Below are 20588 nucleotides of genomic sequence, written 5' to 3' on the forward strand. Positions count from 1 at the left end.
TAGCTGTTCAAGCCATTGACAACCCAATTAGCGTGCGTGGGTTCGGACAAATCGTCGGCATTAGCATGATCTATCTCTTGGTTGTCTGGTGGTTGTATGCCAAACCAGTCTCTAGCTTGACTGTCTCTGATTTATGGCTTGGGATAGTCTTATTCTTTATTTCATCTTGTATTATAATAGCAGCCGCACTTGTTAACTTACCAATTAAACAAGACCAAATATTTAGATTTGTTGTAATTTCAATGGTAGTTTTATTATGGTCGCTTGTACTTATTTTTAGTGCAGTAGTTAGTAGATATTATGAGGAGAGGTGATTTATCAGATAGGTATAGAATAACTGTTAAAGCGGGTTCGAAGGAACGTTCTCAATTTCGTCCAGAACCCACCGCATCGCGTTTGTATTCGGCGTATTCGGTTCTTCTCCCTTGTATAGACAGACTAGACAAGCGAGACAGTCTGCCTGAGCAAGTGCATCATTACAGAAGAGATAGAAACAAGCGACACAAGTGATTGCACCGATTCCAGTTGCCCCTGATGAACAGAGAGGAATGCAACTTCTACAGGATCCGACTACATCAACAATATATAGGACACAATCAGGGCAGGTTACGTTACATTCGACGCCTAAATAATCTAGCGATTCGCTTGCAAAAGTCCCGATAATCCAATCTTGGATAACATCTTTTAAAATGTCTTTTGGACCAGGGATCGGACCAATTCCTTGCGTACTTACTTCCTGTGCTGCTGGTTCAGATATTAGTAGCGGGCTCACGTCATCATCTATATCTGACAGAACTTCTGTTCGAGGATCAAACCCATCTATTTCGATAGCAAACTCACGAATTTTAGGGTTTTCATCATCCGGGCCTTTTATCCCAATACTAGCGTGAAATCCACCAAAGATTGTCTTGGCCTCTATCTTCACACCATCTATTTCACCATCAATATCAAGCGCCGACAGTACCAGTTGTTGTTCATTCTTTGTTGCGTTCCGGCTGAACACAACTTCGGAACCACTGACGCCTAGAGCAGCGTTCTCCTCTTTGGCCATTACGTAGCCAGAGGGAGTCTGAGATAGGTCCGGATCAAACGTAAAGAGTGCTCCAATCTTATCACTGTACTCCATAGCAGTAAGTGTCCCATAGTTACGAACTGGAATTCTCCATGCTTCAAGTTCACCGTTCGTGAGTTTTCCATCGGCGGCAGCATGGCGCTTTTCGACTCGTTCTGGCTCAGGCAGTGACTGGACGTTAAGTTCGTTAAGAATTTTCTTCACTGCAGAAGCCTCCTCAAGGCGTTTGAGATCCTCACGAGTCGTTTCTTTTGCGCTAACAGTTCCAAGCAGTGTATTCAGGCCGATTCCAGCACCAACTGCACCGGAAGTCGTTTTCTGTAGTACTCTTCGTCTACTGACCTTATTCTTACCACTACTACCTTTCATATGTTGTAGCAATATAACAATTGTATTCGTTATATATAATTTTTGCTTTTATATTAGATGATAAAACTTTATCTCAAAGAATCCGTTCTAAATGGCTATTTTGATGGAGTCACACGATGCGGAAGTGAAACACCGTCAACAGACTACAAGAGTCCGTATAGACTCAGTCCCGTCCGTGGCGGGTCAGGCACTTCGGGAGCCCGATCAGTTCGACCGGCTCCGAGTTGTCGGGCGAGTAGACGACCATCTGGCCTTTCTCCATGTAGGGCACTTTCGACTCGAGGTTGCTCGGAATATTCACGCTCTTGATCGCGTCCTCGTCGCCGAGGTTGAGGACGACGGTGGTGTTGATCTGTTTGAAGACGGCGTCGTGGATGTCCTGTGGGTCCTGCGTGATGAGAAAGAGGCCGAGTCGCTCCTTACGGCCCTGTTTGGCGGCCTCGGTGAACTTGCTGATTACCTTGCCCGCCTGGACCGAGTCGGCGTCGGTCAGGAAGTTGTGGGCCTCGTCCATCCCCAGCAGGAGCGGGGTCTCCTTGATCCGGTCGTAGTCGGGGTCGTTCGAGAGCTTCTGGTCGATGAGCAGCGAGGAGACCGCGAGGACGATCGTCTCCGTCGCCCGGCTGTCGTTGATGTGGTAGGTCGGGACGACGGTCAGCCCGCCGGGGCGGACGAAGTCACTGACCAGTTCGGTGATCGGCCGGGCGTCCTGATCGAAGACGTTGTCGAAGCCCAGCACGCGCCGGCGAACGGCGTCGAAGGTCGCCTCGTGGACCCGGCCGGACTCGTCGAGTTCCTCGCGCAGGGCGGGGTCGTCGAGGAACGTCGTGAACTCCTCGTAGGTGCCGTCCGCGCCGTACTGCTTCCGGAACCGCGGGAGGAGGACGCTGACGAGCGCGCCGTACTGGTTGTCGTTTAACCCGCTGCCCGCGACCAGCCACGGGTTGTCGTGGACCATCGCGAACGGAATCGTGAACTCGACCTGCTGGGCACGGTGGTGCCCCGCCGCGTACGACGCCGACCCGACCTTCGGGACGAACGCCGTCGTATCGTCGTGGCCGCCGTAGGCGATCCCCTCGCGCTCAAGGCGGCGCGCGAACTCGTCGTCCAGGTCGGGGTTGTCGTCGTGCATCTGGGCGTACTCGTCTTGGGGGTCGAACTGGACGACGGCGGGGGTGACCTCGCGGCCGTCGGCCATCGGGTAGGTCCGCTCGTCCGCGAGGTACTGGCGGAGGATGTTCTTCGCGCCGTGGGTCTTCCCCGATCCGGTCCCGCCGGCGATCAGGGTGTGGCGGAAGACCAGCGGATCGCCCGCGTCGTAGTCGTCTTTGAGCCGGTAATCGATCGTGGGCGGCGAGGCGGCGGTCCGGACCTTCTCGCCGCCGACCGAGAGATGGCCCAGAAAGACCCCGTCGTCGGGCATCTTCAGCCCGGTCTTGATCTCGGCGGTGTCGTCGGCCTGCCGGATCACCGTCTGGGGTTTCGGCACGCGGTCGGTCATCCGCCGTTTGAGTTCGCCGTCGTCGTCGTACAGCACTGCGACGGGCTCGAGTTCGGCGACGAACTTGTAGTCGGACTCGTCGATGTCGTCGGTGCGCATCGCCCGGCGGGCGTGGATCTCGGTCGCGTCGTCGGCGTGGTACTGCTGGGCGTACTCGAGGCCCGTGATCCGGCAGAACAGCGTCTCGCCGTCGGGGTAAGGCGCGAGCAGGTAGCTCCCGATGCGGACCGACGAGCGGTTGCCGCGGGTGACGTAGGCCCGGAGGGTGGTGTCGTCGCCGTCCTCGGCGACGCGCAGCCCCTGCGAGACACAGATCGTCCCGATCCCGACGTCCTCGCCGCTGGGTTCGACGTTCGTCGGTTCGAACCCGTCGTCCGCGTCGGTCGTCGAACTCGTCGCCGCGCGCTCGCCGTCCGACGACGCTGGCGACGAGTCCGCCGCGTCCGCCGCGCCGTCGTCGGTGTCGGCGTCGGCATCGAAATCGCCGAAGTCTCCCAGATCGCTCATATCACGTCCATCAGACCGGGCCCCCAAACGCGTTTCCCTCCAGTCGGACGGACTGTTTATCCGCGCCGACGGTCACGGGCGACCGCCAGAGCCGCCGTTCCCAGCGCGAGGGCCGCGAGCGCGGCCCCGACAGTCATGCCCGGAACCGGCGCGCCGCCGTCGCTCGCGGCCGCGTCGGTTTCCTCCGCGTCCCCGCTCGAGTCGAACTCGCCGGGACGCTCGAGGCCGTCCGGATCGGGGTGGTCGAACGAGCCGAGCGACTCGTTTCCGCCGGCGATGGCGACGGTCGCGGACTCGTCGACGACGGCCGGCGGATAGTCGCCGGTCAGCGACACGGTGCTTTCACCGAACGAAATCGGCGTCGTGCCCGCCGGCGCGTCCGCGGCGACGCGGACGGTCAGCGTCGCGATCGTCCCCGAGCCGGTCGTCCCGCCGGCGGCCGGCTCGCGGCGCTGCTCTATGATCGCCGTCCCGGCCTCGTCGGCGAGCGTCGACCGCGTTGCGATCTCGGTGTCCTCGCCCTCGAGCCACGGCCCTCGCTCTATGTCGGTGACGGTGAGATAATCGGGATTGTACTGGGCGATCAACGCGACTGCCGTGACGCCCTCGCCGCCGTGGCCGCCCCGACTCTCGAGCGCGACGGTGATCTCGACCGTCTCGCCGGGGTCGGCCTCGAGTTCGGTCCGGTCCGGCGAGACGAAGGCGACCTGATCGATCGCGGCGACGCTCGCAACGGCGGTGATCGACGCGAGTGAGAGGACGACGGCGACGACGATGACGGCGACGGCCCTGCGGGGGTCGCTCGACGGTCCGTGAACGCGGTCGCCGTCGGCCGCTGTCATGGATCGAGCGGAGCTACGGCCGAGGCCCGCTTACAGGTTCCGGATGTGGCGGCCGAGGGGGCCGAGCGAGGAGCGAGACGGTCCCCTCTCGCCGGTCAAGAACGCAATCGAGAACGGAACGGGATAGGGAGAATCGATCGGACGGACGCGATCGAATCGGCGGTTACTGGACGATCGAGACGGCGTCGGCGTATCGGGTCACCAGCCCCGACTCGGGGTCGTAGTTGAGGACGTCGACCGCCGCCATCGCGGGGAGGTGGGAGTGATGCAGCGCGATCGCCGCGCGGTCGGGGTCGACGAAGGGGCCGCCGTCGGGGGTGGCGAGCCGACCAGCCAACTGCTCGACCGACTGTGGTCGGTCGCTGTCGGCGAGGACCGAAAGCAGGCGCATCCGGGCGGGATCGACGAGCGTCTCGAGCAGTTCCGCGCCGTCGCCGTCCCCGCAGAGATCGAGCAACACCGAGAGGTCGGCGGGGTGAACCGGCGACTCGTCGACGAGCGCGACGCCGTCCTCGTCCCACTCGAGGATGTCGTAGTCCGCGAGCCGCGGCAGGTGGTTGTGGACGAGGCTGATCCGGACCTCGCGTCGCCGTCGGTCAGTGTGGTCGTCCGTCGCGGCCCGCTCGAGCAGCGCGGTCGTCAGTTCCGACAGGGAGAGTCGCGTCCCGCGAGCGCCGAGGATCTCGAGGACGCGGAGCCGACGGGGATGGCGAAGGATCTCGTAGCACTCCGTCGGGACGTTCGCGAGTGGATGGGATACGTCGTCGCCGAGGTGAGCGTCCGAACTCATTACCCCGACCAACCCCTGCAACGGGGATAAGCCCGTTTCCAAAACGATTTGGGCCGCAAGTCAGCTGTTACTCCCGTAACCTCGTAGTACTGGGCTGAGGCAGCCTATATCGGTGGATAGAGCCGACCTGTGGTGAAAATACGAGTCTCACCGTCCAAAAACAATCACCGCACCGGAAGACTCAGAAGACGGTTACTGTCGCTCGAGCGGTGTGGTACGAGCTGATTACGTCGGACGGACCGATCCTAGTGTCACCGTACCACATTATTACTGGCCGAGTGACGGACCGGTGACGCGGGTCGGCCTGACAGCGGTCCCTCGAGACCCGTCCTCGGCCGACCGCCCGCGGGGTCGATCGACGCGTGGAGACGCTCAGTCCGGATCCCGATGCGCCGTGTTTTTGCCGTCAGGAGCCGTACACTAGGTCATGCTACTGGTACGCGGTCACGCGGGCGGGACGGAACTCACGGGGACGCTGTACGAACGGGGTGAGCGGGCCCCGACCTTCAGCGGCGCGCCCGACGAGGACGCCGCGTACGTCTGGGTCTGCGACGAGTTCTACGAGGTCGACAGCGGCGGCTCGACGCAGTTAGTCGACGGCCGGGAGGTCAATCTGGCCTTCGAGTCGCCGATGCCGCGGGGGTTCGACACCCGCGAGCAGGCCCTCGAGGGAGCCAAAGAACACGTCCGGACGCAGTTCGCCCGGATCGGCGTCGATCCCGACGACGTCGACCTCGCAGTCGAGAAAAGCGACGGCTAGGTCGCTCGAGCGGCTCAATAGGGCTGCTCGTCCCACCGGTGATCGTCGTACGTTCGGTCCTGTGCGGCGTCGAACCGCTCCTCGAGGGTCTCCCGGAGCGACGCCTTCTCGGCATTGCTGATTCGGGCGAGTTCGTCGGCCTTTTCGACGATAGTCGGCGGCCCGTGAGCGACGGCGACGTCCTGTAACAACTGCATCGTCAGCCGCTCGCGGGTGTCCGGATCCTTCGTGAACGCGTAGGGGGCCTCGATCCGGTACAGCAGGTCGTCGCGGGGGTCGTAGATCACGAAGAAGGTGACCTCGTAGGCCGCGCGCTCGAGGCGGCGTTCGACGCCGAGGGCATCGCCGTCGGTCGATAGCGGCCGGTCGACGCCGCCCCGCGATCGGAACCAGTTGGTGTAGGAAAGCGCCGAGTCGTCCCGTTCCCAGCGGTCGCCGTCGACGTCGTCGACGTACTCGCCGCGCTCGAGCAGGCGGGTAAACAGCGCCGAATCGTCGGCCCAGGGGACGCTGACTTCCCGTTCGGACTTGAGCGAGCGCGTGATGACCCGCGTCGCGGGGTTTTTGACGAAGCCGACCAGCGGCACCGAGCGGTCGACGAACTCCTCGACCAGCCGGACGTAGTTCTCTAGCACCGTCGTCGGACGGGGGTCCTCGAGCAGGAAGTCCGCGAGGTCAGGGTGTTGGTCGGCCCAGCGCAACAGGCCACGGGGGTAGAGCGGGCCGTCGAGGACGAGCAGGTCCGAGACCGTTTGGGCGTGGTCGCGAGCGTGTTTGCTCTCGGCGAGATAGAGTGCCAGCGCGTGGACGACGCCCTCGGCAAAGCGCGGCAGCGGCGGCACCTTGACCGCCCGGCTCTTGCTGTAGCCCGCGTCGAATTTGCCCCAGGATTCATCGACGGCCATCGTCTCGTCGTTGGAGTGGACCGTCATCACGGTCGTCCGCGACCGGTGGAGGTCGAGGTCGCTCGGCGTCGCGCTCATCGCCGCCTGCGCGATGTCGATCACGAGTCCGTTCTTGAACGTCGTCGGATTGATCGTTCCCGCGTCGAGGCCGTGTTCGGTCGGGAACTCCCGGTCGCGTAAGGCGACGCCCTCGCAGTCGACGAGCCGCCGCGCTCGCTCGTCGAGAGGCTCGAGGATCGGCCGGCCGTCGACGACCAGCGGATCCAGGAACTCCTCCCAAACGGTTTCGGCGAGGGCGCGGCGGTCGCGCTCGTCGGTCCCGTGGTCGATCCGCCCGGCGAGTCGCGCGATACCGTCGAAGTGGACCGGATCGAGCGTCATGCACGGTGGGACCGACCCGACCGGCAAAAAGCCAGTGATCGCGGTGGCGAAGACGTTCACTCGAGCCCGTGTAAATTACTATCAGAAAGCGTATGTATGGGCGGTTCGAGGGTCGGCATATCTCGATGTCCGAGCGAGAGTCGGCGGCGGTCGACCGCGGGGACAGTCCAGTCAACTGGCGACAGAACGGGTCCGGCGTCACCCTCTACGAGGAGGGCAACGCCGACGCCTGGATCCACGCCGAGTTCGAGGCCGGAGTCGATCCCGAACACCGGCTGTTCATGGTCTGTGACGAGTGTGGCGCGGTGTTCGCCCAGCGGAGTAAACCCGGCAACGGCACCGTCTGTGGCGACTGCGGCACGGCGTTCGATCACGCCTCGCGGGACTGAGCGGCCGGTCGCGAGCCGCTCGAGTCCGGCGTCGGTCCGACGCGGGGCGGAGGCGGACGGCGTCCGCTCGAGTCGTCACGACCGAATGGCACTGTTCTGATTGGTCCGTCGATATCGGCGTCGCGGCGACGACGAACAACGACAGCTAGTTACGGGACGCCGAGTTGCGATTTCGTATGGAAGCTGCGCTGATCGTCCTCGACGGCTGGGGACTCGGTGACGGCGGCAGAGACGCGGTCGCGGCGGCCGAAACGCCGGTCTTCGACCGGCTCGCGGAATCGGGCGCGGACGGTCGGCTCGAGGTCGCGGGCCGACGCGTCGGGCTCCCGGAGGGCCAGATGGGCAACAGCGAGGTCGGCCACCTCAACATCGGTGCGGGACGGGTCGTCTATCAGGAGTACACCCGCATCTCGGACTCGATCGCGGACGGCTCCTTCCGCGAGAACGACGCGATCAACGCGGCCTTCGACCGCGCCCGCGAGAACGACGGGCGGGTCCACTTCGTCGGCCTCGTCAGCGACGGCGGCGTCCACTCGGACCAGGAACACCTGCACGCGCTGATCGAACTCGCGGGCGACCGGGACGTGGAGGCGGTCACCCACGCGATCACGGACGGCCGCGACACCTCGCCCACCGGCGGGCGGGCGTATCTCTCGACGCTCGAGGACGTCGTCGACGACCACGGCACGGGCCACGTCGCGACGGTGTCGGGCCGCTACTACGCGATGGACCGCGACCAGAACTGGGAGCGGACGAAGCGGGCCTACGACGCGATCGTCGACCGCGAGGCCGAGTGGACCGCGGAGTCGGCGGTCGAGGCCGTCGAGAATTCGTACGACCGGGACGTGACCGACGAGTTCGTCGAGCCGACGCTGATCGCCGACGAACCGGCGCTCGAGGACGGTGATTCGGTCGTCTGGTTCAACTTCCGCTCGGACCGCGCTCGTCAGCTCACGCGGATGCTCGCGGACATCCGCCCGGGAGACTGGGCCGACGAAGTCGAGACCAGCCCACCGGACGCCGAGGTCGTGATGATGACCCAGTACGACAAGACGTTCGACCTCCCCGTGGCCTACCCGCCGAACCAGCCCGAACAGGTACTCGGCGAGGTGCTTTCCGACGCGGGCCGGACGCAACTGCGGATCGCCGAGTCCGAGAAGTACGCCCACGTCACCTACTTCCTGAACGGCGGCCGCGAGGTCGAGTTCGACGGCGAGAACCGGGAGATCGTCGAGAGCCCCGACGTGCCGACCTACGACCTGCAGCCGGAGATGAGCGCGCCCGGAGTTACGGATACCGCTATCGACGCTATCGAATCGGACGATCCCGACGTCCTCGTCCTCAACTACGCCAACCCCGACATGGTCGGGCACACGGGCGACTACGAGGCCGCGATCGAGGCCGTCGAAGCCGTCGACGCGCAACTGGGCCGGCTCGTCGAGACGCTCGAGGCCGCCGGCGCGCACGTCTTCATCACCGCCGACCACGGCAACGCCGACGACATGGGGACCGCAGACGACCCCCACACCGCCCACACGTACAACGAGGTCCCGCTGGTTTACCTCGCTCCCAACGGCTCCGACGGCGGTCGGACCGTCCGCGAGGGCGGCACGCTCGCCGACATCGCACCCAGCATTCTCGAGGTCATCGACCTCGACCAGCCCCCTGAGATGACCGGCGAGTCGCTGCTCGAGTAGCGAGGGAGCCGTTGGCGATCGCTCGGGGGCCGCAACACCGAAGTCGCTGTGTTCGTACCCTCGAGTAGCGTGCTTTCGATCCCGTGGCCGGCGGCCGGCTCCCTGCTGTCCGGCGTCGGCACCGCGCTGTTGCTCTGGTATCTCCGCGAGCATCGCGGAACCCCGAGCGCCGACTGGTTGCTGCTGACGCTCGTCGCGCAGGCGGTGTGGTGTTTCGCCTACGGGGCCGGGCTGCTCGTGTTCGACCCGACGCTTCGCTGGGCGCTTGAGGCCCTGACCTGGACCGGCATCGTCTGGACCGGCGTCCCGTTCCTGGCCTTCGGTCTCACGTACACCGGCCGCGGGGCCCTCGTCAAGACCCCGTGGTTCGGGCTGCTCGCGCTCGTCCCCGCGGTGACGACGTTCCTGGTCGTCACGAACCCCCTCCACGAACTCGTCTGGACCGGGTTCCGACTCGAGCCGGTCTTCGGCGCGGCGACGGTCGCCTACGAGCCCAACGCGTGGGCCTTCTTCGCGATCATGACCGCGACCGTCTTCGCGGCCTCCGGGACGCTGTTGCTGTTCGATACGGTCGTCAGCTATGGCCCGCTCTACCGGACGGAAGCGCTCGCGGTCGGACTCAGTACGCTGCCGCCGGGCGTTGCCCTACTGGTCTGGCTGTTCGAACTCGGTCCGGTCCCCCAGCTCAACCTCTCGGCGGTCCTGTTCCTGCCCCACGTCGCCCTCGACGCCTACGCCTTCGTCGGCGGCGATCTGTTCACCTACAGCCCTTCCGTCCGCCGGACGGCCGACCGGTCCGCCATCGAGGATCTCGAGAACCCCTTCCTGGCCGTCGACACCGACGAGCGGATCGTCGACTGCAACCCCGCGGCCGCCTCCCTGTTCGGCGTCGCGAAACCGACCGTCCTCGGCGACCCCCTCACGGCCGTGACCGAACTGCAGATCGACGATGCGGACGGCCGCGTCATCACCCGCTCCGACGGCGGCGAACGCCGCGAATTCGCCGTCTCGACCTCGCGGCTCCGAAACGACTCCGGACGGGTCGTCGGCCACACCGTCATCCTCCAGGACATCACCGACCAGCGGCGACGCGAACAGCGCCTCGAGATCCTCAACCGCGTGCTGCGTCACAACCTCCGGAACGATCTGACCGCCGTCCGGGGATACGTCGGCCTCGCCGCCGATCGAACCGACGACGAGGACGTCCGGGCGAGCCTCGAGACGGCCGCCGCCGACGTCGACGGCGTGATCGGAATGACCGAGAAGGTCCGGGCCTTCGAACGAGCGGTGGAGGCGACGCCCGCCGCAGGGACGTTTTCGGCCCGGAACGTCCTCGACGCGGTCGCGGCCGACCTCGAGGGCGAGACCGGGGGCCGCGTCGGGGTGACAGTTCCGACCGACCTCACGCTGCGAACGAATCGGGACCTGTTCGAACTCGCCGTCTCGAACCTCGTCGAGAACGGGCTCGTCCACGACGACGAGGATCCCCACGTCACAGTCGCGTTCGAGGGTGTCGATCCCGATCGGACCGCCGTCTTTACCGTCCGCGACGACGGCCCGGGGATTCCGGACCACGAACTCGCCGTCCTCGAGCGCGGCGAGGAGACGCCGCTGGAACACGGCAGCGGACTCGGGCTGTGGATCGCCTCGTGGGCGGTCACGGCCGTCGGCGGCGATCTCGCGTTCGAAACCGACGAGGGCGGAACGCGCGTCACGGTTCGGCTCCCCGGCGTCGTCGACCCGTCAGCGGCGCAGTCGGCCGATGGGACACGCGCCGACCGATCGGCAGCTGCGGACCGCCGGGCGAACGCGGACCGATCGCGGTGAGTCGCGTCGCGAACTGATCGGAGCCGAACGGAGCGATCCCGAGCGCTATATACGTCACATACGAAGGTTCAATGGGTCGACACGCCTGCGTGCAGCCGAACGCCATGACCCAGTCAGCCACCACCCAGGCGGAGTCGATCGTCGACGAGTACGTCCTCGGCGTCCGGATCGTCGAAACCGAGTCGGCCGACGGCGATCCACGGTATGAGTTCGTCGCACCGAACCACACCGCCATCGACTTCGACGACCTCGAGACGGCCCGGCTCTACGGGGCCGTCTACTACGACGTCAACGGCTTCGTCGAGGAAGACACCGGCACCCGCGGCGTCCCGCCGGAGGTCGTCCAGGCCGGCAAGGACACCCTCGCCGCCTACCTCGTGACCTGCCCGTGGGCCGACGTCAACTGGGTTGCCTCCTTCTACGGGACGACCCCCGAAGAGATCGAGCGCTACTGCTCGTGGGTCCGCGACCGCGCCGACGAGATCCGCTCCCGTGCCGACGCCCACGGCCTCGAGTAGGGCGCTCGTCCGCAGCGTCTCGGTATCGTCGCCGCTGAAACGATTGACACACTGATCGCACCGCTGTCGTGCGATCGGGTCTGCAGTGACTGTCAGTGGCGACTATAGTCGCGCTCTTTTCGATCCGTCGCCAGCACGGGGGAGTACTGCGGTCGGTTTCCGTCTCAATAGCCGTACAGAGCGGTCGGTTTCCGTTCGTTTCTCTCTGACCGGCATAGTATTCCTTCGCTAAAACAATTCAGGTAAAGAATACTATTATAAAATCTAACCATATGTCGGGTGTCTCTCCCCACACGCATGGTCGAATTCACCAGGCGGAAACTGATGGCGTCGTCCGCGGCGGCGGCGCTCGGTATCGGTGCGATCGGGACCGTGAGCGCGGACGATACGGACACACCGGGCGCGCCGACGATTCGAGGGGACATCGACCGACTCGCGACCACGGCCCGCGGGGCCGAGGTCACCGGCCCGTTCGTCTTCGAGAACGGCGAGGTGCTGTTCAGCCTCCAGCACCCGAGCCGGGAAAACGCCGCCCCCTACGATACGGCAGCGGTCGGCGTCCTCGCCGGCCATCAGTTCGAGTTCAACGGCCGCAACGACGAGTTCGACGAACTCGAGGCACCGCGTTCGAAAGCGGCCCGAGAGCAGGTCCAGGTGGCCGGCGGCGAGTACGATATCCTCGTCCAAGAGGGCGAGGAGATCAACGGTGGTTCGGAACGGTGGGGCCACCCCCAGACGCCCGACGGCACCGACGTCACCGAGTTCGTCGGGAGTCGGTACGGCGACGTCGGCTACAACCCCGACATGAACTTCTTCGTCCCGACCGACGACGAGGGGCTCGAGGGATACCTCTTCACGAACAACGAGACGAGCCCCGGCTGTATCACGCGGACGCCGATCAGCCGCGGCGAGGGCGGCTGGAGCGCCGACGCGGCGAACGCGATGGAACTCGAGAACCGCGAGGCGTTCCGCGAGATCGGCGGCACGCGGATCAACTGCTACGGCGACCTGAGTCCGTGGGGGACGCCGATGTCGTCCGAAGAGGACTACAGCCACCCGCGCGTCTCCGGGCCGGCGACGGTCGGCGACGTGATCGAGGCCGAAAGCGGCGTGGGGATCCGGGGCGCGGCGGCGTTCTGGAACCGGCCGAACCCGACCGAGATCGCGGGCGTACTCGGCGACGACGGCGACCTGTTCGAGGAAAGCTGGTACCCACAGGGGACCTGGGCGCTGGGCGGCGTCGAGATGCAGGCCTACTACCTCGGTGCCGAGCCGGTCGATCAGGACGGCGACGCCAACACGACCGAGCCGATCGGCGAGGGGTACCCCAACCGCTACCGATACGGTCACATCGTCGAAGTCACCGAGCCGACGGCCGCGGAGCCGACGCCGGTCAAACACTACGTCATGGGTCGGGCCGCCTTCGAGTGTCCCGAGTTCATGCCCGACGAACGGACCGTCTACCTCGCCTCCGACGGCGCGAGCAAGGGGCTCTACAAGTTCGTCGCCGAGGAACCGATCCCCAGCTACGACGACCGGATGGACGTCCGCGGCACGCTGTATGCCGCCCGCGTCACGAACGACGAGGCCGCAAAGAACAACCCGCCGGCCGAGGTCGACCTCGAGATCGAGTGGGTCGAACTCGGCACTGCGAGCAACGCCGAGGTCGCGTCCTGGATCGCCGACTACGACGACATCACGCAGGTCGACTACCTCGAGACCCACGCGGACGTCGACTGGGAGAGTGACCTCGAGGCAGCGCTGGCGGCGGCCGACGAGGAAGTCGCGATCAACGGTAATCGGGACTACATCACCGACGCGGAGATCGTCGAGTGGGCCCGCCAGTACGAAGAGTACGGCCCCGACGGCGTCGACGAGGAGTTGCGCCGGATCCCGTTCCTCGAGACCCGCGCCGCTGCGAAGGCGATCGGTGCCACCGTCGAGTTCCGCAAGGCCGAGGGGATCGACTCGCTCGACGACGCCGAGCCCGGCGATTTCCTCTATCTCGGCATCTCGGAACTCAACGACGGCATGAGCGACGACGAGGGCGACGTGCGGATGGACCGGGTCGACGGCGGCGTCGTCTACCGGGCCGAACTCGAGGAAGACTACGACGTCTCGACGCTCGAGCCGGCGGTCGTCGGCCCCGACGCGACCGACCGCGAGTCGATCGTCGACGCCGCACCGATCAACGTGGACAACGTCATGGTACTCGACGACGGCCGCGTCCTCCTCTGTGAGGACAAGGGCAGCTTCGGCCGGTCGTACCCCAACGACGCGCTGTGGGTCTACGAGCCGCCGACCTCGGTCCACATCGACTCCGTCGCGGTGCGACAGGACGCGACCGCCGCGGCCGAGCTGACCCTGTCCGCGGTGCCGGACGGACTCGCCGGCGGGACGGTGTCCGTCTCGGTCGATCACACCGACGTCGCCGAGATCACGGGCGCGACCTACCACGACGCGCTCGAACTCACCGCCGGCCCGACCGTCAGCGACGACGGCTCGACGGTCGAGTTCCAGTTCGCCGATATCGACGAGGAGATCCAGCCCGGCGCGACCGACGTGTCGGTGGCGACGGTCGAACTCGAGGGCGCGAGCATGGGGACGACCGACATCTCGGTGACGGTCGACTCGCTCGACGACGACGACGGCGCGCCGATCGAGTCCCGGCCGCACACGGGCGTCGTGGTCACCGGGCCGCCGCCGATCGACGGCGGCGCGGGCGGAAGCGGGGCAGTGCCGACCGATCCCGACGGCGACGGTCGCTACGAGGATGTCAACGGGAACGAGCGGCTCGACTACGACGATATCGTCCTCCTGTTCGAGGAGATCGAGGACGACTCCGGGTCGTTGACCGTCGACGCGTACGACTTCAACGACAACGGCCGCATCGACTACGACGACGTCGTCGAGCTGTACGACGAGCTGTAACCGATGGCCGCAGACGACACCGTTGCGACGAGTTCGTCCGACCGGGCCGACACCGCGGCGTCGGCTCCCCGACAACGATGGTGGCGACGGCCCGCCGTCGCCCTCGTCATCGCCCTCGCGATCGGGGCGGCGTTCGCACCATCGTCGGTAGTTGCGGCGGCCGCGAACGGGGGGACGGCCCCCGCGACGGCGACCGGCGGCCCGTCCGCGTCGACCGGGGATGCCCTCGTCATCACTAACGCGACGGTCGAGCCCGGTGGGACCGCCGTCCACCGCATCGTACTCACCGACGCGCCCGACGGGCTCGCCGGCTTCGAACTCACCCTCGAGCTATCGGGCGACGCGGCGGCAGTCGAGAACGCCGGCTATCCCGACGACTACCGGATGACGACCGACCCCGTCGTGAGCGACGACGGGGAATCGGTGACCGTCGAGGCCGTCGATCTCGACGACGCGGTCACCCCCGGCGCGAGCGACGTCACGCTCGCGACGGTCACGGTCAACGGGACGGAGCCCGGCGCGGCGGCGCTCGAGGTGACCGACGCCCGGCTCGACGCTGACGGCGGCAGCCGGATCGACCCGACACGGGAGCCGGGAACGCTCACCGTTCAGACGGACGCGACGGCGGCCGAATCGACAGGCACGCCGGACGACGGGAGCGACGCGGGCGACGGAGCGGCCTCGAACAAGGAGCCGGCCGGCGGGACCGACGGGTCGGACGACGACTCGGCGTCGAACTCGGAAGCGGTTCCGGGCTTCGCGGGCGGCACTGCGTTGCTCGCGCTCGCTGTCCTCGCGGGCGGCCTGCTCGCACGACGGCAGGATCGGAGCCGCTGACCCGATTCCCCCGCTGATGCAACCCGACGGCGTCCGGCGTTCGTGTGGTTCAGTAGCTGCGATGGCGACCGCGGTTCCGCCGCAGCGACGCGACCGACGACGCGGTCGATCGTTTTATCAATCGGTCGTTTGAACTGACCGTCATGTTCGCGGTCGCGGCGCTGCTGGGACTTGCCGCCCTCGGAACGGCGATCGTCTGGAAAGGCAGCAGCTGGCTCGAGGATTCGGCGAACAAACTCGCGATCGCGTACGGACTGCCGGCGGTCGTCCAGGGTGCCGTCATCGCCGCGGTCGGCTCGAGTACGCCGGAACTGGCGAGCGTGTTGCTCGCGACGCTGGTACACGGGGAGTTCGAACTCGGAGTCGGATCGATCGTCGGCTCGGCGGTGTTTAACCTCCTCGTGATTCCGGGGCTCGCGGTCGTCGTCGCCGGCGGCGTGGTCGACACGACGCGGGAACTGGTCTACAAGGAGTCGCTGTTTTACATGCTCGCGGTCGCCGCCCTGCTGTTGACGTTCTCGCTGGCGGTCATCTACAACCCCGTCGACGAGGCCGGCGTCCGAATCGGGGGTTCCGTCTCGAGGCCGCTCGCCCTGTTCCCGCTCGCGCTGTACGGCCTCTACCTGTTCACACAGTACTTGGACGCCGCGGAGTCCGGGCAGCAGGCGGACGGCTCGATCGCGCTCGCGCGTACGTGGTTCTGGTTCGTCGTCGGGCTGGCGTTCATCGTCGTCGGCGTGGAAGCGCTCGTTCGGGCGGCGATCGGGCTGGGGGAGGCCTTCGGGACCCCCTCCTTTCTCTGGGGGATGACCGTCGTCGCCGCCGGCTCGAGTCTGCCGGACACGTTCGTCAGCCTGACGGCCGCGCGGGCCGACCGACCGACGGTCACGTTGGCGAACGTCCTGGGCAGCAACACGTTCGACCTGCTCGTGGCCGTGCCCGTCGGCGTCATGGTCGAGGGGGCACTGACGGTCAACTTCGCCAACATCGTCCCGATGATGGGGTTTCTGGTTCTGGCGACGGTCGCGTTCTTCGCGATCTCCCGAACCGGGATGGCCCTGTCCCAGCGCGAGGGGTGGTTGCTCCTGGGGCTGTACGGGGCGTTCGTCTGCTGGCTGCTCATTGAAAGCCTCGGCGTCGTCAGCGTTCTCTGACGCGGCCGGCCGCCCTGCGATCCACAGTGCTTCCCAGCCGAAGCCACACGTCTAGTGGTTTTACTTAGGCCGCCTGCGACGGGGCGGGTATGAGCGACGATTCAGACTCCGAGGGGAACCGATTCGCCACCGACAGCGTCCACGCCGGGCAGGAACCCGATCCGACGACCGGGGCTCGCGCGCCGCCGCTGTATCAGACCACCTCCTACGAGTTCGACGACACCGACCACGCCGCCGCCCTGTTCGGCCTCGAGGAAACCGGAAACATCTACTCGCGGATCATGAACCCGACGAACGCGATGTTAGAGGAACGCATCGCGACGCTCGAGGGCGGTGTCGGTGCCCTCGCGACCGCGTCGGGGATGGCCGCGTTCGACCTCGCGACGTTCATCCTCGCCGACGTCGGCGACAACATCGTCTCCTCGTCGGCGCTGTACGGCGGGACCTACACCTACCTCACCCACACCGTCGAGAAACGCGGCGTCGAGACCAAGTTCGTCGACACGCTGGACTACGAGGCCTACGCCGAGGCCATCGACGACGACACCGCCTTCGTCCACCTCGAGACGATCGGCAACCCCGCCTTGGTGACGCCCGATATCGAACGCATCGCCGACATCGCTCACGATCACGACGTGCCGCTGTTCGTCGACAACACCTTCGCGACGCCGTACCTCTGCCGGCCGCTCGAACACGGCGCGGACCTGGTCTGGAACTCCACGACCAAGTGGATCCACGGCGCGGGCTCGACCGTCGGCGGAATCTTAGTCGACGGCGGCTCCTTCCCCTGGGAGGACGGCGACTACCCCGAGATCACCGAGCCGAACCCGGCCTATCACGGCATCAACTTCCGCGAGGCGTTCGGCGACGCGGCGTTTGCCTTCACCGCTCGCACCCGCGGGCTGCGCGACCTGGGCAACCAGCAGTCGCCGTTCGACGCCTGGGTCACGCTGCAGAAACTCGAGTCGCTGCCGCTGCGCATGGAGAAACACTGCGAGAACGCCATGGCGGTCGCGGAGTACCTCGAGGACCACGAGAAGGTCGCGTGGGTCAACTACCCCGGCCTCGAGAGCCACGAGACTCACGAGAACGCCGAGAAGTACCTCGAGGGCGGCTACGGCGGCATGATCACCTTCGGGCTCGAGGGCGGCTACGACGCCGCCGAAACGGTCTGTAACGAAGTGAACCTCGCGAGCCTGCTGGCAAACGTCGGCGACGCGAAGACGCTGATCATCCACCCCGCGAGTACGACCCATCAGCAGCTCACCGAGGAGGAGAAGCTGGCAAGCGGCGTCACCGACGACCTCGTGCGGCTCTCGGTCGGCATCGAGGACGTCGACGACGTGATCGCGGACCTCGATCGCGCGATCGAACAGGCCTGATCGATCGCCGCCCGCGGCCGGCCGACGTTTTCACTGCGCTGTGACTAGCCCCCGCGGTTAAGGGACCGGCGTTCGACTGGTCGGATATGGCAACCGGGATACTCACGGACGATGCGGCGGAGCAGATCGTCGCGACCTGTCGGACGGCCATCGGCGACAGTCTCCGGTCGGTCACCTACTTCACGCGCGACGACTTCGAGCAGGTCTACCTGCGGGAGGACCTCGAACGCGATGCGGACCTCTCGACGTTCATCGGCCACGAGTGGCGCGGCTTCAAGACGACCCAGACCGCCTACGAGGGGTCGGAACTTGGCGGCTACGACTACACGATCCGGGTCTTCGAAAACGGGTTCCTCATCCGCGTGACGAACGACAGCGAGGGGGTCTTCGCCACCACGGACGGCCTCACGGTCAAGGACTTCGAAGAGGTCGCAACGGCGCTCGATACGTTCCTCAGCGAGCGCGAACTCGACTAATCCGCGCTCGAGTCGTCACTATCGGTATCGTCGGCCTCGGGCGGGTCGTCCGCGTCCGCATCCGCATCGGGGTCGGCATCCGCGCCGTCGCTATCGTCGCCGCCGATCGGCAGGCCGGAACCGCGGTCGCCGTCCGTCCCGAGGAGGCGAGCGAAGCGACGGCGATCGGCGGCGTGTCTATCGAGACTCATGCCGACGACAGATGGGGGAGTCCCTTGTAGTAATAGGGGCCGTTTGCGCTCGAAACGCCGCGCTTCCCGCGTGAAACGATCCCCGCGCTGTCGTGCGGTTTCGTTCGAAACGGCCGCTGACGTGGCGACCGCACCGCATCGAACAACGTAACACCCTTTTCCGCCACGCCCGTTGGTTCCCCAATGACCGACCTGCCCGATCCCGTCGCCACTGCACTCGAGTCCCACGACGCGTTTACGGCCCGCGGGGACGCCTACGACCTCGAGACGACCGTCTTCGAGACGACCGTCACGGCCGACGACGCGGAGGGGAACCGCGACGGCCGGTTCGCGATCACCGTCGTCCTCCCGACGCTGGACGCGGCCGTCGCCGGCGAAGTCGTCGCGCCCCCCGTCGAGGACGGCTGGTTCGAAACGCTCGAGCGCCGACTCGACGATGTCTTCACCGTCGCCCACACGAGTACCCACGACGAACCCGTCGTCGAACGCGACGACGACGAAGTCAGGGTCCGCCTCGAGTACACCGCCTGGGACGCCGCCGAGGGCGTCGCGGACGCCAAGGCCCTCATCGAGTTCGTCGAAGGGACCTTCGCACAGGGGATCATTCCAGGCTACGACTATCGCGGCGAAGCGGCGACGCTGCTCGAGAACGCCCAGAACAGGGGCCAGCAGGCCGCGGACGGCGACAGCGGCGGGATGCCGATGTAGGATGCTGTGGCCGGGAGTGTGGCTCGAGCGACAGCGAGAGCCACACGACCCGGGGAAGGGCAGGCGCTTACCCGAACGACCGCGAGCGAGTGAAACGAGCGAGCGGGCCGACGACTGACCCGGAAGCCGCGCTTGCGCGGCTGACGGGGAAGGAGGAGTGCTTTTGGTCCAGCTTTTACCGAGGGACGCCGCGCTGTGCGGCAGCTCCGCTGCCGTCAGCGCGGCAGACCGTCGTTCGAGACGGCTTCGCCGTCTCGTGATCACGGAAGACGCTACGCGTCTTCCGAACGACAGGGTACAAGCTGGGTCTTAGTCCATCGCGATGTACGTCTGCGTGTCCTCGATACCCTCGATGGCCTGGATGTGGGTGGCGGCGATCTCCTTGACCTTCGCGGGCGTCTCGACGCTTGCCTTGGCGATGAGGTCGACGTCGCCGGCGACGATGTGGGCCGACTCCACGCCCGCGACCGATTCGATGCTGTCTCTGAGCCGATCCGCCTCGCCCGTGTTCGCCTTGATCATGACGAATGCTGTAACCATCAGTTGGCACCTCCGTCCGTGTCGCCCTCGAGCAGTTCGGTCGCGGCCGAACTCGTGCCCGTGCCGGCGTTGGCGGTGGCCCGTTCGGCGGTCTCGCCGACCAGCAGTTGACGGACCTCGCTCAACACGTCGAAGTCGGCGAGGACGACGAGCCGGTCGTCGGCCTCGAGCGAGAGGTCCTCGGTGGGGATCTCGAGGGGGCCGTCGCCCTTGCCGAACGCGAGGACGGTCGCGTCGGCGGGCAGGTGCAGTTCGCTGATCGTGTAACCGTTGACGGGTGCGTCGGCGGTGAGCGTGAGTTCGACCACCTGCAGGTGGGGGGCAACGTCGGCAATGGCGCGGATCGTCCCGCCCAGCAGGGCGTTTTTCGCGCCGATCGCGCCGAGTCGTTCGGGGTAGATCACCTCGTCGACCTGGTCGGCGTACTTCCGGTAGATGCCCTCGCGGTAGGCCTCGTCGATCCGCATCACCGTCCGACAGCCGTGGTGGTTCCCGATCATGCAGGCGGTGAAGTTGACGTTCAGATCGCCGGTCAGCGCGCCGAGGGCGTCGGCGTCGGCGATGCCGGCCGCCTCGAGGACGTCCTCGCGGGAGCCGTCGCCGTCGACGACGGTGAACCCTTGCTCACGGGCGCGTCTGCGCGTCGGCTCGTCGCGCTCGACCATCGTCACCTCGTGGTCCTCGTCGCGCAGGACGCGCGCGGTGCGCAGCCCAACCCGTCCGGCCCCGATAATCACGAACCGCATGCAGGGGGATACGCCGGCCCCGGTCAATAAGCTTGCCCCGGATTACCATGGCATGCGTTCGGCCG

Annotated in this window: 19 protein-coding genes; 11 read left to right on the top strand and 8 right to left on the bottom strand. The window is 66.0% G+C overall.

Features of this window, described 5'->3' with window-relative positions; translation table 11 throughout:
- Positions 1-340 precede the first annotated feature (340 nt).
- The 4 genes from NP511_RS06355 to NP511_RS06370 all read right to left on the bottom strand — a co-directional run bounded on the left by NP511_RS06355 (position 341) and on the right by NP511_RS06370 (position 5081).
- Positions 341-1441 (bottom strand): hypothetical protein, encoded by a 1101-nt coding sequence (locus NP511_RS06355; protein WP_136396856.1) that lies wholly within the window; start codon positions 1439-1441, stop codon positions 341-343.
- A gap of 163 nt (positions 1442-1604) precedes the next feature.
- On the bottom strand, positions 1605-3449 hold the full coding sequence (locus NP511_RS06360; protein ID WP_049964859.1) for an ATP-binding protein: 1845 nt from the start codon (positions 3447-3449) through the stop codon (positions 1605-1607).
- 56 nt (positions 3450-3505) lie between these two features.
- Positions 3506-4291 (bottom strand): cohesin domain-containing protein, encoded by a 786-nt coding sequence (locus NP511_RS06365; RefSeq protein WP_049964860.1) that lies wholly within the window; start codon positions 4289-4291, stop codon positions 3506-3508.
- 163 nt (positions 4292-4454) lie between these two features.
- Positions 4455-5081 carry a DUF7344 domain-containing protein gene (locus NP511_RS06370; protein ID WP_049964861.1) on the bottom strand — a complete coding sequence of 209 codons (627 nt, stop codon included), beginning with the start codon at positions 5079-5081 and terminating at the stop codon, positions 4455-4457.
- A gap of 427 nt (positions 5082-5508) precedes the next feature.
- Here NP511_RS06370 and NP511_RS06375 point away from each other — a divergent pair, with 427 nt between their 5' ends.
- Entirely contained in the window at positions 5509-5841 is a 333-nt protein-coding gene (locus NP511_RS06375; protein WP_006181304.1) for a DUF7113 family protein, read from the top strand.
- Between the two features lie 14 nt (positions 5842-5855).
- On the opposite strand, the gene NP511_RS06380 is transcribed toward NP511_RS06375, so the two are convergent.
- Positions 5856-7127 (bottom strand): DNA double-strand break repair nuclease NurA, encoded by a 1272-nt coding sequence (locus tag NP511_RS06380; RefSeq protein WP_049964862.1) that lies wholly within the window; start codon positions 7125-7127, stop codon positions 5856-5858.
- A gap of 92 nt (positions 7128-7219) precedes the next feature.
- Here NP511_RS06380 and NP511_RS06385 point away from each other — a divergent pair, with 92 nt between their 5' ends.
- The 9 genes from NP511_RS06385 (at position 7220) to NP511_RS06425 (ending at position 18338) form a co-directional block, all read left to right on the top strand.
- Positions 7220-7516 carry a hypothetical protein gene (locus NP511_RS06385; RefSeq protein WP_049964863.1) on the top strand — a complete coding sequence of 99 codons (297 nt, stop codon included), beginning with the start codon at positions 7220-7222 and terminating at the stop codon, positions 7514-7516.
- A gap of 176 nt (positions 7517-7692) precedes the next feature.
- Positions 7693-9213 (top strand): 2,3-bisphosphoglycerate-independent phosphoglycerate mutase, encoded by a 1521-nt coding sequence (gpmI, locus tag NP511_RS06390; protein ID WP_049964864.1) that lies wholly within the window; start codon positions 7693-7695, stop codon positions 9211-9213.
- A gap of 69 nt (positions 9214-9282) precedes the next feature.
- On the top strand, positions 9283-11040 hold the full coding sequence (locus NP511_RS06395) for a histidine kinase N-terminal 7TM domain-containing protein (RefSeq protein WP_049964865.1): 1758 nt from the start codon (positions 9283-9285) through the stop codon (positions 11038-11040).
- Positions 11041-11144: 104 nt separating this feature from the next.
- Entirely contained in the window at positions 11145-11558 is a 414-nt protein-coding gene (locus NP511_RS06400; RefSeq protein ID WP_049964866.1) for a hypothetical protein, read from the top strand.
- 297 nt (positions 11559-11855) lie between these two features.
- A complete protein-coding gene (locus tag NP511_RS06405; protein WP_049964867.1) occupies positions 11856-14489 on the top strand; it encodes an alkaline phosphatase PhoX in 2634 nt (877 codons plus the stop codon).
- Between the two features lie 3 nt (positions 14490-14492).
- Complete coding sequence (locus NP511_RS06410) at positions 14493-15326, top strand: hypothetical protein (protein ID WP_049964868.1); 834 nt, start codon at positions 14493-14495, stop codon at positions 15324-15326.
- 143 nt (positions 15327-15469) lie between these two features.
- Entirely contained in the window at positions 15470-16480 is a 1011-nt protein-coding gene (locus tag NP511_RS06415; RefSeq protein ID WP_049964869.1) for a sodium:calcium antiporter, read from the top strand.
- An 89-nt stretch (positions 16481-16569) separates the two neighbouring features.
- A complete protein-coding gene (locus NP511_RS06420; protein ID WP_049964870.1) occupies positions 16570-17862 on the top strand; it encodes an O-acetylhomoserine aminocarboxypropyltransferase/cysteine synthase family protein in 1293 nt (430 codons plus the stop codon).
- An 86-nt stretch (positions 17863-17948) separates the two neighbouring features.
- Positions 17949-18338: a DUF7522 family protein gene (locus NP511_RS06425; RefSeq protein WP_006181313.1), complete on the top strand. Its 390-nt coding sequence runs from the start codon at positions 17949-17951 to the stop codon at positions 18336-18338.
- On the opposite strand, the gene NP511_RS06430 is transcribed toward NP511_RS06425, so the two are convergent.
- Positions 18335-18529: a hypothetical protein gene (locus tag NP511_RS06430; RefSeq protein WP_006650225.1), complete on the bottom strand. Its 195-nt coding sequence runs from the start codon at positions 18527-18529 to the stop codon at positions 18335-18337. The genes NP511_RS06425 and NP511_RS06430 overlap by 4 nt on opposite strands.
- 183 nt (positions 18530-18712) lie before the next feature.
- On the opposite strand from NP511_RS06430, the gene NP511_RS06435 reads away from it, so the two are divergent.
- Positions 18713-19237, top strand: a complete 525-nt coding sequence (locus NP511_RS06435; protein ID WP_049964871.1) for a DUF5813 family protein — start codon at positions 18713-18715, stop codon at positions 19235-19237.
- Positions 19238-19546: 309 nt separating this feature from the next.
- Here NP511_RS06435 and NP511_RS06440 read toward each other — a convergent pair whose 3' ends face one another.
- Together NP511_RS06440 and NP511_RS06445 are read right to left on the bottom strand one after the other, a co-directional pair.
- The gene (locus NP511_RS06440) at positions 19547-19777 is read right to left on the bottom strand and encodes an Lrp/AsnC family transcriptional regulator (protein ID WP_006181316.1); all 231 of its coding nucleotides are present in this window, start codon (positions 19775-19777) and stop codon (positions 19547-19549) included.
- Positions 19777-20523, bottom strand: coding sequence for a potassium channel family protein (locus NP511_RS06445; RefSeq protein ID WP_049964872.1), 747 nt, complete (start codon positions 20521-20523; stop codon positions 19777-19779). Before NP511_RS06445 ends, NP511_RS06440 begins: the two co-directional genes overlap by 1 nt.
- Between the last annotated feature and the right edge of the window lie 65 nt (positions 20524-20588).

The organism is Natrinema thermotolerans (assembly GCF_031165565.1).
In the GTDB taxonomy this organism is placed as follows: Archaea; Halobacteriota; Halobacteria; order Halobacteriales; family Natrialbaceae; genus Natrinema; species Natrinema thermotolerans.